The organism is Natrinema amylolyticum (assembly GCF_020515625.1).
GTDB lineage: Archaea > Halobacteriota > Halobacteria > Halobacteriales > Natrialbaceae > Natrinema > Natrinema amylolyticum.
Genome location: NZ_JAIWPJ010000003.1, coordinates 297,403 through 312,938, shown reverse-complemented (window position 1 = coordinate 312,938; position 15,536 = coordinate 297,403). Strand labels below are relative to the sequence as shown.

Annotated in this window: 14 protein-coding genes and 1 tRNA gene; 7 read left to right on the top strand and 8 right to left on the bottom strand. The window is 66.9% G+C overall.

Features of this window, described 5'->3' with window-relative positions; genetic code table 11:
* Window positions 1–152: 152 nt before the first annotated feature.
* The 5 genes from radA to htpX form a co-directional block, all read right to left on the bottom strand.
* Window positions 153–1,184, bottom strand: a complete 1,032-nt coding sequence (gene radA, locus LDH66_RS17175) for a DNA repair and recombination protein RadA (RefSeq protein ID WP_226482307.1) — start codon at window positions 1,182–1,184, stop codon at window positions 153–155.
* 146 nt (window positions 1,185–1,330) lie between these two features.
* Window positions 1,331–2,539 (bottom strand): outer membrane protein assembly factor BamB family protein, encoded by a 1,209-nt coding sequence (locus tag LDH66_RS17170; RefSeq protein ID WP_226482306.1) that lies wholly within the window; start codon window positions 2,537–2,539, stop codon window positions 1,331–1,333.
* A gap of 87 nt (window positions 2,540–2,626) precedes the next feature.
* Window positions 2,627–4,234: a receiver/sensor box histidine kinase gene (locus LDH66_RS17165; protein ID WP_226482305.1), complete on the bottom strand. Its 1,608-nt coding sequence runs from the start codon at window positions 4,232–4,234 to the stop codon at window positions 2,627–2,629.
* A gap of 363 nt (window positions 4,235–4,597) precedes the next feature.
* Window positions 4,598–5,203 carry a PspA-associated protein PspAB gene (gene pspAB / locus LDH66_RS17160; RefSeq protein WP_226482304.1) on the bottom strand — a complete coding sequence of 202 codons (606 nt, stop codon included), beginning with the start codon at window positions 5,201–5,203 and terminating at the stop codon, window positions 4,598–4,600.
* Window positions 5,204–5,227: 24 nt separating this feature from the next.
* Window positions 5,228–6,115 carry a zinc metalloprotease HtpX gene (gene htpX, locus LDH66_RS17155; RefSeq protein WP_226482303.1) on the bottom strand — a complete coding sequence of 296 codons (888 nt, stop codon included), beginning with the start codon at window positions 6,113–6,115 and terminating at the stop codon, window positions 5,228–5,230.
* A gap of 305 nt (window positions 6,116–6,420) precedes the next feature.
* Between htpX and LDH66_RS17150 the strand changes: the two genes are divergently transcribed.
* The 4 genes from LDH66_RS17150 (at window position 6,421) to LDH66_RS23005 (ending at window position 10,197) form a co-directional block, all read left to right on the top strand.
* Window positions 6,421–7,179, top strand: coding sequence for a creatininase family protein (locus LDH66_RS17150; RefSeq protein ID WP_226482302.1), 759 nt, complete (start codon window positions 6,421–6,423; stop codon window positions 7,177–7,179).
* 343 nt (window positions 7,180–7,522) lie between these two features.
* Window positions 7,523–8,647, top strand: coding sequence for a 60S ribosomal export protein NMD3 (locus tag LDH66_RS17145; protein ID WP_226482301.1), 1,125 nt, complete (start codon window positions 7,523–7,525; stop codon window positions 8,645–8,647).
* On the top strand, window positions 8,640–9,968 hold the full coding sequence (locus LDH66_RS17140) for a class I SAM-dependent methyltransferase (protein WP_226482300.1): 1,329 nt from the start codon (window positions 8,640–8,642) through the stop codon (window positions 9,966–9,968). Before LDH66_RS17145 ends, LDH66_RS17140 begins: the two co-directional genes overlap by 8 nt.
* Before the next feature lie 106 nt (window positions 9,969–10,074).
* Window positions 10,075–10,197, top strand: coding sequence for a hypothetical protein (locus tag LDH66_RS23005; protein WP_264182502.1), 123 nt, complete (start codon window positions 10,075–10,077; stop codon window positions 10,195–10,197).
* 69 nt (window positions 10,198–10,266) lie between these two features.
* Here the strand turns inward: LDH66_RS23005 and LDH66_RS17135 are convergent, their stop codons facing one another.
* Window positions 10,267–12,141 (bottom strand): helicase C-terminal domain-containing protein, encoded by a 1,875-nt coding sequence (locus LDH66_RS17135; protein WP_226482299.1) that lies wholly within the window; start codon window positions 12,139–12,141, stop codon window positions 10,267–10,269.
* A 203-nt stretch (window positions 12,142–12,344) separates the two neighbouring features.
* Here LDH66_RS17135 and LDH66_RS17130 point away from each other — a divergent pair.
* A tRNA-Gly gene (locus LDH66_RS17130) sits at window positions 12,345–12,433 on the top strand.
* Between the two features lie 164 nt (window positions 12,434–12,597).
* On the opposite strand, the gene LDH66_RS17125 is transcribed toward LDH66_RS17130, so the two are convergent.
* On the bottom strand, window positions 12,598–12,843 hold the full coding sequence (locus tag LDH66_RS17125; protein ID WP_226482298.1) for a DUF7561 family protein: 246 nt from the start codon (window positions 12,841–12,843) through the stop codon (window positions 12,598–12,600).
* 121 nt (window positions 12,844–12,964) lie between these two features.
* On the opposite strand from LDH66_RS17125, the gene LDH66_RS17120 reads away from it, so the two are divergent.
* Window positions 12,965–14,059: a YkgJ family cysteine cluster protein gene (locus tag LDH66_RS17120; RefSeq protein ID WP_226482297.1), complete on the top strand. Its 1,095-nt coding sequence runs from the start codon at window positions 12,965–12,967 to the stop codon at window positions 14,057–14,059.
* A gap of 93 nt (window positions 14,060–14,152) precedes the next feature.
* Here LDH66_RS17120 and LDH66_RS17115 read toward each other — a convergent pair whose 3' ends face one another.
* On the bottom strand, window positions 14,153–14,326 hold the full coding sequence (locus LDH66_RS17115; protein ID WP_226482626.1) for a DUF5786 family protein: 174 nt from the start codon (window positions 14,324–14,326) through the stop codon (window positions 14,153–14,155).
* Window positions 14,327–14,505: 179 nt separating this feature from the next.
* Between LDH66_RS17115 and LDH66_RS17110 the strand changes: the two genes are divergently transcribed.
* Window positions 14,506–15,513, top strand: a complete 1,008-nt coding sequence (locus LDH66_RS17110) for a DUF5784 family protein (protein WP_226482296.1) — start codon at window positions 14,506–14,508, stop codon at window positions 15,511–15,513.
* Window positions 15,514–15,536: the final 23 nt, after the last annotated feature.

Sequence of the window (15,536 nt, the reverse complement as noted above, 5' to 3'; positions counted from 1 at the left end):
CAGTTCGAAACGTAGCGAATCGTGCAGATCGGGACGAAGAGCATTCGGGATGTTCGGGAGGGTCGTCGACGGGTCGGAAGCGCTGACGCGGCGCTGGAGGGCGTGTCGCCGAGCACCTGCGAACTGAAATCGAAAACGGCGTTTCGGGGGCGCTATTCCGGCTTCAGACCTTCGTCCTGGACGCGCATGACGGCCTCGCCGTCGGCCAGGTTCGGCGCGTCGACCAGGCGGACGATCCGCTTGTCGCCCTTAGACTTGCGGAGGTAGATCCGGAACGTCGACTTGTGACCCAGAATGTTGCCACCGATCGGCTGGGTCGGGTCGCCGAAGTAGGAGTCGGGGTTCGAGGCGACCTGGTTGGTGACGATGACGGCCGCGTTGTAGAGGTTCCCGACCTTGTCGAGGTCGTGGAGGTGCTTGTTGAGCTTCTGCTGTCGGTCCGCGAGTTCGCCACGACCGACGTACTCCGCGCGGAAGTGGGCGGTCAGCGAGTCGACGCAGAGCAGTCGAACGGGGTACTCCGAGTCCTCGTGTTCACCCGCGAGTTCCTTAGCCTTCTCGGCCAGCAGCATCTGGTGGTTGGAGTTGAACGCCTTCGCGACGTGGATCTTCTCGAGAACGTCCTCGATGAGCGCGTCGACCGCAGCCTCGTCGTCGGCCGAGCCCTCGATCTCGCGGTCCTCGAGCGTCGCGTTGATCGCTTCGTCCGAGAGTCCGCGGACCATATCGTCGATCCGCTCGGGCCGGAAGGTGTCCTCGCTGTCCACGAAGATGGCACTGCCGTGGAGCCCGCCGACCTCCTGTGGGAGCTGGACGTTGACGGCCATCTGGTGGGTGACCTGGGACTTGCCGGCACCGAACTCGCCGTAGACCTCGGTGATCGACTGCGTCTCGATTCCGCCGCCGAGCAGGTCGTCGACCTCGTCGATGTGCCAGCTCAGCTTGCCGATTTCGTTTCGTCGCTCGAGTACCGTCGAGCCGGTCTCGAAGCCGCCGATGTCTGCGGCACCGCGGGCGGCGCGGACGATGTCCGCGGCCGTGGACTCGCCGACGTCGGCCGTGTTCGACAGTTCCGACGGCGCGGCGACGGCGAGGCTCTGATAGGAGTCGAAACCTGCGTCGTGAAGTTTGTCTGCGGTCGCCGGTCCGACACCGGGGAGTTCCTCGAGATCTGATTCGGGCATACTCCCTCGTTGTGCCGGACCCCCCATAAACCCTCGTTAACAGGGAAGTGAAAGTGAAAGTGCCGGCGGGCAGCGGGGTCACTCGAGGGAGCAGCAGTGGATTGAAAACTGAAGGCGCGTCGAGGAGTCGAATCGGGGACCGCGTCTCAGCGCGGTCGCGCGTCGGCGTCCCACTCGAGGCAGTAGAGGCGCTCGTCGTCGCTGCCGACGTAGAGGCGCTCGGCCGCGAGCGCGGGCGTCCCGCTGATCGCGTCCCCGGCCGAGAACCGCCACAGCGGTTCGGGATCGTCGACGTCGATCCCGTAGAGCGAGCCGGTCGCGTCGCCGACGCAGAGCACGTCACCGGCGACGACGGGACAGGAGCGGATCGAGCCGTCGAGTTCGACGCCCTTCCGCGAGAACAGCCAGCCGCGCAGTTTCCGCCGGCCGACGGTCGTGTCGGTGACGTGCAGATAGCCGTCGTCGGCCCCGATAAACGTCGTCTCGGCGGCCGCGAGCACGGTCGCGGACGTAGTGAACCCGTCGTCGATCTCGTAGGAAAACCACGTCTGGCCGGTCCCGGCGTCCAGCGCGAGCATCGTCCCGCCGTCGTCGCCGACGTAGACCCGCCCGTCGGCGATCGTCGGTCCGCCGGCGACCGATCCGTTAGCGGGCGCGGTCCAGGCCTCCTCGCCCGTCTCGGCCTCGAGCGCCAGCACCGTCCCGGCCGTCGTTCCCGCGAACACCCGTTCCTCGGTCGCTCCCCACCGTCGGTCCGGCTCCTGGACTCGCTCCGCGTCGAGCAGCGACGGCGCTCCCGACTCGAGGGGATCGTCGCCCTGCTCCTCGTCCAGTGCGGATCGACGCTGTTCCCCCTCTCGCCCGTCGGCGATCGCCGGAGCGCCGACGACGGTCGATTCGGTCTCATGGGTCCAGATTTCCGTCCCCGTCTCGGCCTCGAGCGCGGAGAGCCCGTCCGCGTGGCTGGCGTAGAGTCGGCCGTCCGAGAGCGCGAGCGCGGCCTCGAGCGAGCCCGAGAGTTCGGTCCGCCACCGTTCCTCGCCGGTGGCGGGATCGAGGGCGTACACGGTTCCCTCGCCCGTACCCAGATACAGGAAGTCGTGGGTGACGACCGGCGTCGCGCCGGTCGCCGCCGTCGTCTCGAACAGCCACCGCCGGCGACCCGTCTCCCGCTCGAGCGCGTAGCAGTTCCCTCGAGCCGTGCCGACGTAGACGGTGTCGCGGTCGAGCACCGGCGACCCCGGCGGGCCGACGAGGTCGGTCGTCCACGCCTCGGTGACGCGGACCGGTCCCTCGAGATCGCGGCGGAGTCCCGAATTGTGCGGATCGCCCTTGAACTGGGTCCACTCAGTCACTGGTCGGGAATACAGAACGAATCGGTATAACGGATGTGGAGCGAGAGCGAGAACGAGTCGGCGACGACTGGCAGTGGGACGGTCCGGTCAGGGGTCGTGCGCCACCGAATCGAGCGTCTCGACGCCGGCGAACTCGAATCGGGCGCCCCCGTCGGGACTCGCTTCGATCGAGACGTCCCAGCCGTGGGCGTCGGCGATAGTCCGGACGATGTTGAGGCCGAAGCCGGTCCCGTCGTCGTTCGTCGTGTATCCCATCTCGAACACCGTCTCCCGCCGGTCCGGTGGGATTCCGGGACCGTCGTCTTCGACGACGAACCCCGCGTCCGTTCGGCGAACGGTGACGGTCACGTCAGGACCGCCGTGTTCCCGGCTGTTGCGAAACAGGTTCTCCAGCAACTGCTGTACTCGATCCCGGTCGCCCGAGATCACGCCGAGGTCGTCCTCGATTCGAAGCTGTGCCGCGGCCGAACCGGCCGTCGACCACGCCCCGTCGACCACGGACTGCAGCGAGACGGGGCGGAACTCGCCGACCGTCTCGCCCTGTCGCGCGAGGGTTAACAGATCCTGAATGAGGGCTTCCATGCGCGCTAACGCGTCCGCGACCTCGGCCAGGTTCTGGTCACCGTCGTTCCGTTTCTCGCGCGCGATCTCGAGATGGCCCGTCGCGACGTTCAGCGGGTTCCGGAGGTCGTGAGACACGACGCCGGCGAAGGCGTCCAGCCGATCGTTCTGGCGCGCGAGTTCGGCCTCGCGGTCCGCGAGGCGCTCGCGGGCTTCGATCGACGCGATGGCGTGACCGATCGTCTCGCCGAGTTCCGCGAGCACCGCTTGCTCGTGGTCGTCGAACACGGTCCGTCGGTCCGCATAGATGCTGACGAAGCCGTAGACGGTCTCGTCGTGAGCGATCGGGACGACCGCGATCGACTTGACGCCGCGGCGCTCGAACTCGTCCCACCACGGCTCCATCGACGAGTCCGCGAAGACGTCGGACACGCACTGGATCTCGCGGGTCTTGACCGCGCGGCCGCCGGCCCCGGTCCCAGTCGGGCTGTCGTCGACCGTGACGTCGAGCGATTCGACGTACTCGTCTTCGAGTCTCGCCCACGCGCGCGGTCGCACCCGCTCGTCGTCGGCGTCGTACCGGCCGATCCAGACCCCCTCGTAGGGGTCGGACTCGCCGAGCCGGTCACAGACCGCCTGCTCGAGGCCGTCTCGATCCGTCCGGTTGACCAGTTCCTGGGTCGCGATTCGAATCGTGTTGTTGATGCGGTTCAGCCGTTCGATCGACTGCTGGCGCTCCAGTCCGCGAACGTCGTAGATGCCGACCAGTAACCCAACGAGAGCACCGACCGTCGCGACGTTGAGCGAGACGAGAACGGGATTCAACGGGGCGGATCCCACCGCGAGGGTCGTTGCAGATACCCACCCGCCGAGCGCGGACAGCGCCAGGACGCCCGCGCCGGTCCAGGCGAGCATTCGGCCCGGAAACCGACTCGAGAGCGCCCGCTCTCGAGCGAGTGAGACGCCGATCGCGGTCATGACGAGCGACAGCACGAGCGGAACCCCGCCGATGAGCACCCGCGTCAGCACCGTCTGCTCTCCGGTCTCGATGATTAGACGGAGATGAAACAGCGAGAGGAGCGCTCCCGCGATCGCGAGGACTGCGCCGACGGTCCGGTTCGAAACGCCTCTCATTCCACTGGTTCACTCGGACATACGGAGCGGTCACTATAGGTTCACTGGCTCTCGTCAACCGTCTGATGGCATTTCGTTGACGGTCGCGGGAGATTGACGCTCATCGGCGCGTCGGAGACCGACTGCGGCACGGGCGATCGAGCCGAGGGCTCGTCGGTAAAGCGGAGAACGGCAGGAAAAGGGAGCAACTGGTGTATGGCGCAGTTGTGATGATGATGTGGCTTCCTGCCGCGTACTCATGGTTAGACGGGGAACTGCAATACCGGTGACTCCTACACAATTTGGGAGTCCGTCGATCGAGGGCGAGGAAACCGAATCGCGGGGCGGCTGAGACCGCTCGTCCGTTCTCGACTCGGCCGGCGCTTACTCCCAGGGATGTGTCCCGCCCTCGCTGGGCCAGAGCGGATACCAGTACTCCTTCTCGCGTTCGATCTCGAGTTCGCCGTCCAAGGCCGACTCGAGGGTGAACTCCGCGCTCGAGTCCCGCTCCCGGCCGTCGCGCGGGACGAAGGGGTAGAACCGACCGCGCCGGAACGAGTAGATCCAGTAGGCGGGTCCGTCCCGATTTTCGTACGCGAAAACCGCTGCGAGCAGCCGCGAGCCGTAGCCGTGCTCGATGAAGGTGTCCGCGGCGAAGTGCATGCTCGTGATCAGGTCCTCGGGATCGTCGTCCGTGAGGACGACCCAGTGATAGCCGTGGTCGTCCGACGTGACCGAGAACTCCGTGCCGGTCTCCTCGCGCCCGGCCTCGAGGATCGCTTCGACCTCGTCGACGGCGTCCCGGAAGTCGCTCGAGTCGACGCCGGAGAAACAGAGCGCGCCGACGTCCAGCGACTCGTAGCCCAGATCGGCCTGCATCGTGAGGTAGGCAGTGCTCATCCCGAAGAGATCGTCGGAGTCAGCGTCGCGTCCGGCGTCGACCTCGGCGCGCGAGCCGAGGATGGCGCGGAGTCCGTCGAGTAGTCCCATAGGTCGTGTGAGGGGGGAGATCCCTTAGAAGGCCTGCATTTCGCGCTCGAGGTCGCGGAGCTGTTCGACGCGGCGCTCGGTCGGCGGGTGCGTCGAGAAGAGCCGGCCGATGACGCCGGACCTGATCGGGATGATGAAGAAGGCGTTCATCTCGGCCTCCTCGCGCATGTCGTCTTTCGGGACCTTGTCCATCTCGCCCGAGATCTTCAGCAGCGCCGACGCCAACGCGGAGGGGTTGCCGGTGATGGCCGCAGCCCCGCGATCGGCGGCGTACTCGCGGTACCGGGAGAGCGCTCGAATGAGCAGGTAGCTGATGATCCAGACGACCAGCGAGACGAGGATGGCGACGACGATGCCGCCGCCTCCGCCGCCGCGGCCGCGGCTGTGACCGCCGCCGAAGAACGCGCCCCAGCGGACCATCATGAACGCGATGGTCGAGAGGAACGAGGCGATCGTCATCACCATCATGTCGCGGTTCTTGACGTGGGCGAGTTCGTGGGCGAGGACGCCGTCGAGCTCGTCCTGCTCGAGCGTGTTCATGAGCCCGGTCGTCACGCAGACGGCGGCGTTGCGCTGGTTGCGCCCGGTCGCGAAGGCGTTCGGGACCTTCGAATCGACGACCGCCACCTTCGGCTTCGGGAGGTCGGCCTGCTGTGAGAGGCGCTCGATCGAGGCGTGCAGTTGCGGATACTCGTCGGCCGAGACCGTCTTCGCGCCCATGCTCCGGAGGGTGAGCGTGTCACTGAAGTAGTACTGCACGAGCGAGAACCCGCCGAAGAACAGCCCGAAGAGCAACAGCCCGCCGCCGACGTAGGCGGTGATCACGCCCGCGAAGACGATGTACAGCGCGAACAGCAGGAACATCGTTACGAACATTCGAAACCGCAGCCCCCAGTCCGCCTGCCAGTTCATACCTCAAACAATGGGCTCAGGAGAAATAAGTACCCTGACGATACGCTCGTGACTACCCTCGAGCGCGGTCGGCTTCCGAATTCGATTGATCCTGACTTTCTCCACAGTCCTGCGAAAGAATGACATTCGACGAGTGCCAACTCTCGAGTGCGGTTCCCGGGAACCGGTGGCGTCCCTGGCAATCGGGGGCTCGCCCGGGACGCCTTTTCGTGTACTAGCCGGTCTATAGCGGATCGACTAACGGAAGGACTTCACCGATCGTCCCCGAACTATATTTGCATTGACTCGTTCCGTCGAAACGACGAATGCCCTCTCCCAGTTCGAGACTCCTCGAGGAGTGCACGTGGCCGGAAGTCGAGACGGTGCTCGAGAACGGAACGCGGACGGTGATCGTGGCGGTCGGCTCGATCGAACAACACGGGCCGCACCTGCCGCTGAATATGGACACGCTCGACGGCGACGAACTCTCTCGACGAATCGCCGCGGAGCTCGGCGACGCGCTGGCGGCGCCGACGATTCGGCCCGGCTGCTCGGGTCACCACATGGAATTTCCGGGAACAATCACGATGCCGCCGGAGACGCTGATGGACATGATCCGCGCCTACTGTCGCTCGCTGGACGAGCACGGGTTCGAGCACGTCGTCCTCGTCCCGACCCACGGCGGGAACTTCGCGCCGGTCTCGACCGTCGCGCCCGAAATCGCCCGCGAGATCGACGCGAGCGTGATCGCCCTCGCGGACCTCGACGACCATATGGAACTGCTGAACGAGGGGCTCCGCGAGGCCGGCGTCGAGTATCAGCAGGACGTGATCCACGCCGGGGCCGCCGAAACGGCCATGATCCTCGCGATCGAGGAGGGGCTCGTCCGGACGGATCGGCTCGAGACGGGGCCGGAGGGATCGATCTCCACCGCGCGACTGCTCAGCGAGGGGTTCGGTTCGATCACCGAGAACGGCGTTCTCGGAGACCCCGGCGAAGCCACTGCCGAGGCCGGCGACGCGATTTTCGACGCCGTCACCGACGCGTACGTCGAACGGATCGAAGCCGAGCGCGACGCCATATGAGACGTATGGCAGTACTACTGCAGTTCGTTTCAAAAACGCAAATCAGTAACTACGGCCAGGATTGTAATTCTGTCTGATAGTTCTGCTGCCGGTCGACTGAACCCCCTCGTTTCGCCTGGAGACCGTGTGACGGAGTCACGTCTGACGCAATGGAATCGGCGGCCGTGTGACGGATGTCTGACGTTTTATTCGCCCGGTCTCCTTCGGTTCGTATAGGGCGGCCCGAACGTCACGGGACGGAACCGGTCGCGAGTCGTGACAGAGAGACCATCGCTTCGAACGAGACGGGCGACTCGAGCGATGGAACGCGTCCCTTAACTCCGCGAGACCCCAAACGGGGCCAATGAGTGAGTCGCGCGCGTTCTGTCCCCGGTGCGGGGATCCCGTGCCCGAGCGGTCGGCGAGCGACGCGAACGATCCGTTGCGGCCCGGTGCCGAGGTCGAACTCTGCGATTCCTGTTACTTCGAGGACTTCGACTTCGTGGACGCGCCGGACCGGATCGACGTTCGCGTCTGCGCCCGCTGCGGTGCGGTCTACCGCGGAAATCGGTGGGTCGACGTCGGCGCAGAGGATTACACGGACATCGCCATCGAGGAGGTCAGTGAGGCGCTGGCCGTCCACGTCGACGTCGAGGACGTCGCCTGGCAGATCGATCCCGAACAGGTCGACCAGAACACGATCCGGATGCACTGTTTCTTCACTGGCGTCGTCCGCGGGACGCCGGTCGAAGAGCAGGTGACGGTCCCGGTCAGGATCGCCCGGCAGACCTGTACCCGCTGCGGGCGGATCGCCGGCGACTACTACGCCAGCATCGTCCAAATCCGCGCCGAGGACCGCACTCCGACGACCGAGGAGATCGAGCGAGCGAAGGAGATCGCGACCCAAATCGTAGAAGAGATGGAGGCCACCGGCGACCGCAACGCCTTCGTCACCGAAGTCGGCGAGACGGACGACGGGCTGAACATCAAGGTCTCGACCAACAAGATCGGGAAGAAGATCTCGAACAAGATGATCGAGGAGTTCGGCGGCACCGTCAACGACGCCGAGACCCTCGTCACGGAGGACGAGGACGGTAACGAGGTCTACCGGGTCACCTTCGCCGTCCGCCTGCCGCCCTATACCCCCGGCGACGTGATCGATCTCGCCGACGACGAGGACGGCCCCGTCCTGGTCCGCAGCGCCCGCGGCAATCTCAAGGGCGTCCGCGTGACGACCGGCGAGCGCTACGAGGCGAGCTACGAGGAGGGCAACTCACCCGACGCGCGGAAACTGGGCGACCTCGAGGACGCAGTCGAAGCCACGGTCGTTACCGTCGAGGACGAGAACGCCGTGCAGGTACTCGACCCCGAGACCTTTCGGGCCAAGACCGTCTCCCGACCGGACTACTTCGATCCCGACGCCGAGACCGTGCCCGTGCTGAAGAGCCGCGCCGGGCTGCACGTGCTGCCGGACGAGAGCGATGACTGACGAGGACGCGAGGAGCGGAGACGCGACCGAGGGGGACACAACCGACAGAGACGCGGTCGCGGAGGGCACGGCGGACCCGTCGAGGTCCGACGACGCCCTCGAGCGGGCGGTCGACGACGTGCTCGAACCCGCGGTGGCGGACGCCCCGCTCGCCGCCATCGTCGAGAAACCGCGCGCGGAGGCGGCCATCGAGTCGCTGCGCGCCGAGGGCGTCTACGACGACTCGCGCCGCGTGCGCGAGGCGCGAGCGCGAAGCGGAGCGACGCCCGCGGACCGTGCGAACGGGTCGGAGACCCGTGAACAGGACGGGAGCAACGCGATCTGCGAGGCCGGGCCCGACGGGGTCGCGCTGCCGATCACGGACCCGCCGACCGAGACCGCGGTGCTCGAGGTCGTTAAACAACTCGAGCCCGAGCCCCGACGCACGGATCTCGAGGATCTGCTGGCCGAACGCGGCTGGAGCGACGAGGACCTCGAGTCGGTTCCGGGCTCGTGGGCGGTGATCGGCTCGGTGATCCTCGTGACGGTGCCCGAGGGCTGTCCCGACGAGTCCGAACTGGGCGAGGCGCTGCTCGAACTCCACGGCGAGGCCGACAGCGTGCTGGCCGACGAGGGGATCGCCAACGACGGCGCGGCCGGCACCTACCGCGAACCCCAAACTCGTCTCATCGCGGGTGACAGCGACACAGAAACGATTCACACCGAGCACGGGACCCGATACGGGCTCGACCCCGCGAAAGTGATGTTCTCGCCGGGCAATCAGGCCGAGCGAGCGCGCATGGGCGAACTGGGAAGCGACAGTGAATGCGTCTTCGACATGTTCGCCGGCATCGGCTACTTCACCCTCCCGATGGCTCGGGCCGGCGCGCAGGTGACGGCGACCGAGATCAACCCGACCGCCTTCCGGTATCTGCTCGAGAACGCCGTGCTCAACGACGTCGACGATCGCGTCGACGCCTACATGACCGACTGCCGCGACCTCGCGAGCGAGATCGAGGCCGACCGGGTCGTGATGGGCTATTACGGCAGTTCCGACGGCACCGTGAGCGACGAGACGGACGCGGGGGACGGCTCGGACCACGGAACGCGAACCGACGAGGCACACGAGTTCCTCGAGAACGCCCTCGCGGCGCTCGTTCCCGGCGGCGTCGTTCACTATCACGAGGCGACCCCCGAAGCGCGGCTGTGGGAGCGGCCCCTCGAGCGCCTCGAGGCGGCCGCCGACACGGCAGATCGGGAGCTCGAGGTGCTCGAGAAGCGGCGGGTGAAGAGCCACAGCGCGGGCGTCGCACACGTCGTCGTCGACGCGCGCTTCGAGTGACGAGGTCCCGAATCGTCACGTGCCGCGAGATCGGGTGCGCCCGATGCGGAGCGCTCGGACCTGCGCTCGCGACGACCGAGACGGCTCGCGTCAACGGGGATCGGTCGTGACATTGATACTCGCGGAGCGAATTCCTTCGAACATGAACAGAAGCCAGCTCATCGCCCTCGTCTTCGCGATCCTCATGATGACCTCGATGGTCGCCGGGAGTGCGATCGCGATGTTCTAACGCGACGCCTGACGCGAGCGACGGCTCCCCGTTCCGAACCGGACGCGGGTGAGCGGTCGTCGACCGCCGTTATTCGTCCGTGTCCCAGACGTCCGCCAGCGGGCTCGAGCGGGAGGAGCCACCCGATCGTCGCGATCGCGACGACGAACGGTCGGTGCGTCCGCCGTCGTTCGACTCCGCCTCGCCGGCTCGGCCCCGTCGTGACGACCCGCTTTTCGAACGGGTGCCGGATCTGCCGCCCGACTCTGACGACCTCCCGCCGAGCGCGGCCCGCGGTTCGAAGGCCGGCAGGTCGGGTCGAGACATGCGATCGACCTGCGCCTCGAACCAGTCCGGCATGTCCGTTCGGGCGCGATCGAAACAGTCCAGCAGGCTCGAGTCCGCCAGGTACGTCGCGCCGTAGTCGTCGGGCGCGCGGACGACCCGACCGCAGGCCTGAATGACGGTCCGGAGCGTCGTCCGGTAGTACCACGCCCACTGTCCCTCCTCGAGTCGGTGGGCCACCCGCGAGTCGCTCGTGTTGAGGAACGGTGCCTTGCAGATGACCTGCCAGCGGCAGAGATCGCCCTTCAAATCCAGCGCTTCCTCCATCTTCACCGAGAGGAAGACGTCGGGGTCGTCGCCGGCCTTCCAGGCCTCGAGGGCGGCGTCGCGGCCGTCGCGGTCGTGCGTTCGAACCCGATCGCCGACACCGAAGTCCTCGAGGAGATCGGCGAGCCGGTCCTGAATGTCGTAGGAGTGGGCGTGGATCAGCCCCTTCTCGTCGGGGTGGTGTTGCATGAGCCGGACGATCGTCCGGGCGATCTTCGGCGTCGTTTCGCCGCGCTCGTCGTAGGTCATCTTCCCCTGAGTCACGTCGTACAGCGGTCGGTTCTCGACGGGGAACGTGTGTTCGACGTCGACCAGGGCGACGTCGGCGGGATCGAGCCCGACCTGTCGGCAGAACGCGTCCTTGTTGAGGATCGTCGCCGAGAGGAGCGCGAACTTGTTGCCCCGGTCCCAGACGGTGTGCTGGAGATACTTCTCGGGATTCATCGGCTTGATCGTCAGCGGACCGCCCTGCGGGTCGTCGTCGCCGTCGTCTCCAGCGTCGCCGGCGTCGCGGGACCGCAGTTCGGACTGATCGACCAGCCACGTGGTCGGGCTCTGCGGGTCGCGGTAGTCCGAGACGAACCACTCGAGTTCGCCGATGAGCTCCTGCAAGCGGTCGCGTTCGCGCACGTCGGCGGGGGAAAGCGAGTCCTGTGCGAGCAGGTCGTCCTTGCGGCGCGTACACGTCTGTGCGAGGCTCTCGGCGTAGCGAACGGCGCGCTCAACGTCGTCGACCTCGGGAACGCGTAAATCGTCCCAGAACGGCACGGTTCGCGGCCCCAGTTGAATCGTCGCGTACATCTCCGCCCACTCGGCGAGGCCGTGCGCTTCGTCGACGACCACGACGTCGCGCTGGCGGAAGACCTCGCTGCCGGCGGTCTGCATAAAATAGGCGAGCGTCATCGCCGCGATTTCGCGGTTCGACGCGATCGCGCGGTCCGAGAAGTACGGACACCGGTGTTTGACGGAACAGTCGTATCCCCGCTCTCGCACGCAGGGTGCCTGATTGACCGGCGTCTCGCGTTCCTCCGGCAGGATGCAGGTGTAGTTCGACTTCCCGCGGATGACGTTGAGATCCGCCAGCAGGTCGTCGGCCGCCACGTCGTCTAACTGGGAGACCTGCGGCGTCGTGTAGTACGCGCCCGTCGCGTCGCTGGGATCGCCCTCGTCCGCACGTCGAGCACAGCCGGCGATGGCGCGGGCGAGCAGGGACTTGCCGCTGCCCGTCGGCGCGCGCACGAGCACGACGTCGTTGCCGGCCGCGAAGGCGTCGCGAACGTCGCGGAGGGCCTGCTCCTGGGTTCCGCGGTAACTCGGTGCGGGAAACTCCTCGAAGATCCGCTCGGTATTCACCGTTCGATGCAGGGCGCGGCCGCGTCCTAAAGGCTGCGGACCGTCGCTCGAGGTGAAGAGCGACCGGAGACCGGTGCCGTTCGAACGAGGACGAAACGGGTAGCTACCGGCCGGTATCGGTCCCCTACGGATCGATAGCGACCGCCGGCCCGGCGGGTAGCCGGCCGATTACAAATACGAAATCCGCCGTCGGGTTGACCTGCGGAAGGGTCGCTCAGCGGTAGAGCACCGCGGTGCCATCTGGTTCCGCGGCGGCATTTCGCCCCGTGGCGTTCGAATCCCACCCCTTCCGCTCGCGGTCGCGGTCGGTCCGCGGTTATGGCCGCGGATCGGGTTGTGTGCTTGTGCTTGTCATGGGGCGGTACGCCGGTACCGCCACTTTCGCCTCCATTCCCAACTCCGCCATTTTTCGGTGGGCGATCCGCCACAGCCACCGGTGTGGGGCCCCGCGTCGCGCTACAGCGCGCTGAGTCGCGAGGTCTCGTCGTCGACCTGCTCTAACCGCTCGATGTCTTCGGCGGTCGGATGATCGGGAACGGCCTCGATACACGGATAACACAGCAGATGCGAGGTCCCGTCCTCAAGCTCCAGCGTCATCGCGGTCCCGACGGTGCCGGCGTCGGTGCCGAACGACCAGAGGTTGGCGATCCCGCCCGACACGGTGACCGTTCGGCCGCAGCCGTCACAGGAATCCTTCGACATACGTGAACGTGGGTGCCCGACGGTCAAAGTCGTTCTCCCGGGAGACCGGACGCGCCGCTCGCGGCGGCGGACGGCGATACCCCGCACAGCGGTTATGGGGCACAGTGACATACCGTCACCCATGGAGGTGAACTGCGAGGGCTGTGCCGGCTGTTGTATGAACTGGCGAGCACTGCTCGAGGACGAGGCGGCGGCCGCCGCTCGAGACGACGGCGGGGGCGGAACCGAGCGCGACGCCGACCGTCGACGCCAGCGACCGCGCGATCCGTTCGACGGGACCGGCACCGAGCGGGGAGCCCGGCGAGAGCCCCTCGACGACGACGCCACCTTCGTCCCGCTGACCCGCGACGAGGTGCGGGCGTTCCTCGAGGCGGGAATGGCCGCGGCCCTGACGCCGCGGTTCTGGTATGCCCGCGACGGCGCGGAGTCACGCACCGGGGACTCCTCGAGCGGTGCAGAAGGCGAACGAGGAGAGCGCTCCGCGGCCGCGAGCGGAGACGCTCCGCGAGAGCGCGAGGGAGAGGGCGTCGAAATCGACGGCCACACCGTCGCGGCCGTCGCGGGTCGCCCCGCCTTTTTCGTCGGCCTCCGGAAGCCGCCGAAACCGGTGGCCCCGTTCGGTCGCGAGGACCCGACGTGGCTGCCGACCTGCGTCTTTCTCGACCCGACGACACTGCAGTGTCGGATCCACGAGAGCGAACTCTACCCCGACGAGTGCGGCGCGTATCCGGAACACAACCTCGCGCTCGAGCAGGAGACCGAGTGCGAGCGCGTCGAAGCGGCGTTCGGCGGCGAGCGCCTGCTCGCGGCCGATCACGACGATCCGGACGGACTATTGCTCGGGACGGAGGCGATCGGTGCGAAGCTCTTCTGTCATCCCCGGCCGGCCGATCTCGAGGGGATCGTCGAACGGGCCGCCGCGGGCGAACTCACCAGACGGGATCGCGCCGAGCCCGTCGCGGTCGCCGCCGCCTCGAGCCCCGGCACGCTGGCGATCTCCGATCACCACTACGAGCGGGCGAAAGCGCGGGCGCTCGAGGGAGCGGCCGCCGAATCCGAGTCCGCGGACGAGGAGTCGTGGGTCGGTCCGGCGATCCGCGACTGGCACCGCCGCTACCAGGAGGCCGACGAGACGGTCCCGTCACCGGCCGTCGCCGACGCCGTCGAAACGGACCGCGGCGCGCCCGAAACGCCGGGCTGGGACGCCCTCGATTGACGCGGCAGCGCGGTTCCGGAGGTGAGCGGACTGTGCGATGGACTCGCGGGCGAGACCATCGGAAGGGAGGAGGAGAACGCGAGTCAGCCGGCCCTAGTCCGACTTGATCTGTTCGAACTTGTCCAGGAGCTCCTCGGCGGAATCGCCGGAATCGTACTCGACCTCGCCGTGGTAGATCGTCCGCTCGTCGTCGAAGTCGGCGTCGACCCTCGAGGCCTGCTTTTCGCGGCGCTCGTGTTCGTCTTCGTCATAGGCACCCATTGACATGGTAAGTATGAACATGATAGGACGCTGGCGATTATTAATGTAACGGTCCATCACACCTCCAGTCGCGTGAAACGTAGTCCGGTCGGCAGAGCGGTTTACTTATCGTTCCGGTCAAGCGGCGGATTCGTCCGCTGGCTGACAACGAACGATATATGCACCCTCGCGGCGTAGAACTGATCGTGGCACGGCCGCTTCGCTTTCGATACTCGCCCCAGTCCTGGAGCGACGGGCGAGTCGAACACGATATTCTCCAGCCGCTCCAATCTAATATCGGCGCACAAGAAGTCTCGCCGTGGTTCAAGAGCGGTGGCGACTGGCAGACACACCGTTTCGAGATGCAAAACGGCGATGTCGCGCTCTTCGCACGGACCGATTCGGACGCCTACTGGATGGGCAACACGGAGACGCCCTCCGCACTCTGGAAGACCGACAAGTTCGGTTGGCGGGAGGTCCCCTATCACGTCTCGCGGTGGGCCCAGCGGGAGCTAATCGCGACGCTGCACGAGGAAGACCCCTGGCTCGCCGACTATCCGCACCTCTCGTGGTTCTTCCTGCCGGTGTTCATGTCCAAAGACGGACGGGACTCGACCCGCTCGTTCTTCCGCGAACACGCTGGCGGCTTTCCCGACGCCGGTCGCCGAGAGACGACCCGCTTCTTCGAGGAGTTCCTGCGGACCGGCGTCTTAGACGAGTACCGACACGTCATGTCCGGCAAACTCGGCACCAGCGATCACGTCGACCGCGTCCGAATGAGCGCCGCGATGGCCGAGTTCATCGCCGCGAAGATCCTCACCGACGCGGGCTACGACGTGGTCCCGGAGATCGAAGTCACGACCGGACACTCGCTGGACTTCCGGGCGGAAAACGGCGACACCAACGTCCTCGTCGAGGTCACGCGCCCGCAACCGCCGGGGAACCGCGCCGCGTCTGGCCCCGTCGCCGCCGTCCGCGACACCGCCGAGACCAAGACCAACGGCCAGCTGGCCGAACACGGCGGCGGTGCCGTCCTCTTCGTCGACTGCTCGAGTTTCCGAGACGACGCCTGGGCCGCGGTTCGGGGCGAACAGCCCGACGTTCGCCACCGTCCCGCCGTCGTCTATCGCGTCCGACCGAACGGCCACGTCGAAGGCTACCAGAAGGGCGCGGTGCCCCTCGAGCTGGCCGACGCGATGGGATTTCTGGACTGAGTTAGTAACGCAGACGGTCGACG

Excerpts from the sequence above, each read along its gene's own strand:
- radA (WP_226482307.1), bottom strand. The coding sequence starts at position 1,184 with ATGCCCGAATCAGATCTCGAGGAACTCCCCGGTGTCGGACCGGCGACC.
- LDH66_RS17165 (WP_226482305.1), bottom strand. The coding sequence starts at position 4,234 with ATGAGAGGCGTTTCGAACCGGACCGTCGGCGCAGTCCTCGCGATCGCG.
- pspAB (WP_226482304.1), bottom strand. The coding sequence starts at position 5,203 with ATGGGACTACTCGACGGACTCCGCGCCATCCTCGGCTCGCGCGCCGAG.
- htpX (WP_226482303.1), bottom strand. The coding sequence starts at position 6,115 with ATGAACTGGCAGGCGGACTGGGGGCTGCGGTTTCGAATGTTCGTAACG.
- LDH66_RS17150 (WP_226482302.1), top strand. The coding sequence starts at position 6,421 with ATGCCCTCTCCCAGTTCGAGACTCCTCGAGGAGTGCACGTGGCCGGAA.
- LDH66_RS17145 (WP_226482301.1), top strand. The coding sequence starts at position 7,523 with ATGAGTGAGTCGCGCGCGTTCTGTCCCCGGTGCGGGGATCCCGTGCCC.
- LDH66_RS17140 (WP_226482300.1), top strand. The coding sequence starts at position 8,640 with ATGACTGACGAGGACGCGAGGAGCGGAGACGCGACCGAGGGGGACACA.
- LDH66_RS17125 (WP_226482298.1), bottom strand. The coding sequence starts at position 12,843 with ATGTCGAAGGATTCCTGTGACGGCTGCGGCCGAACGGTCACCGTGTCG.
- LDH66_RS17120 (WP_226482297.1), top strand. The coding sequence starts at position 12,965 with ATGGAGGTGAACTGCGAGGGCTGTGCCGGCTGTTGTATGAACTGGCGA.
- LDH66_RS17115 (WP_226482626.1), bottom strand. The coding sequence starts at position 14,326 with ATGTCAATGGGTGCCTATGACGAAGACGAACACGAGCGCCGCGAAAAG.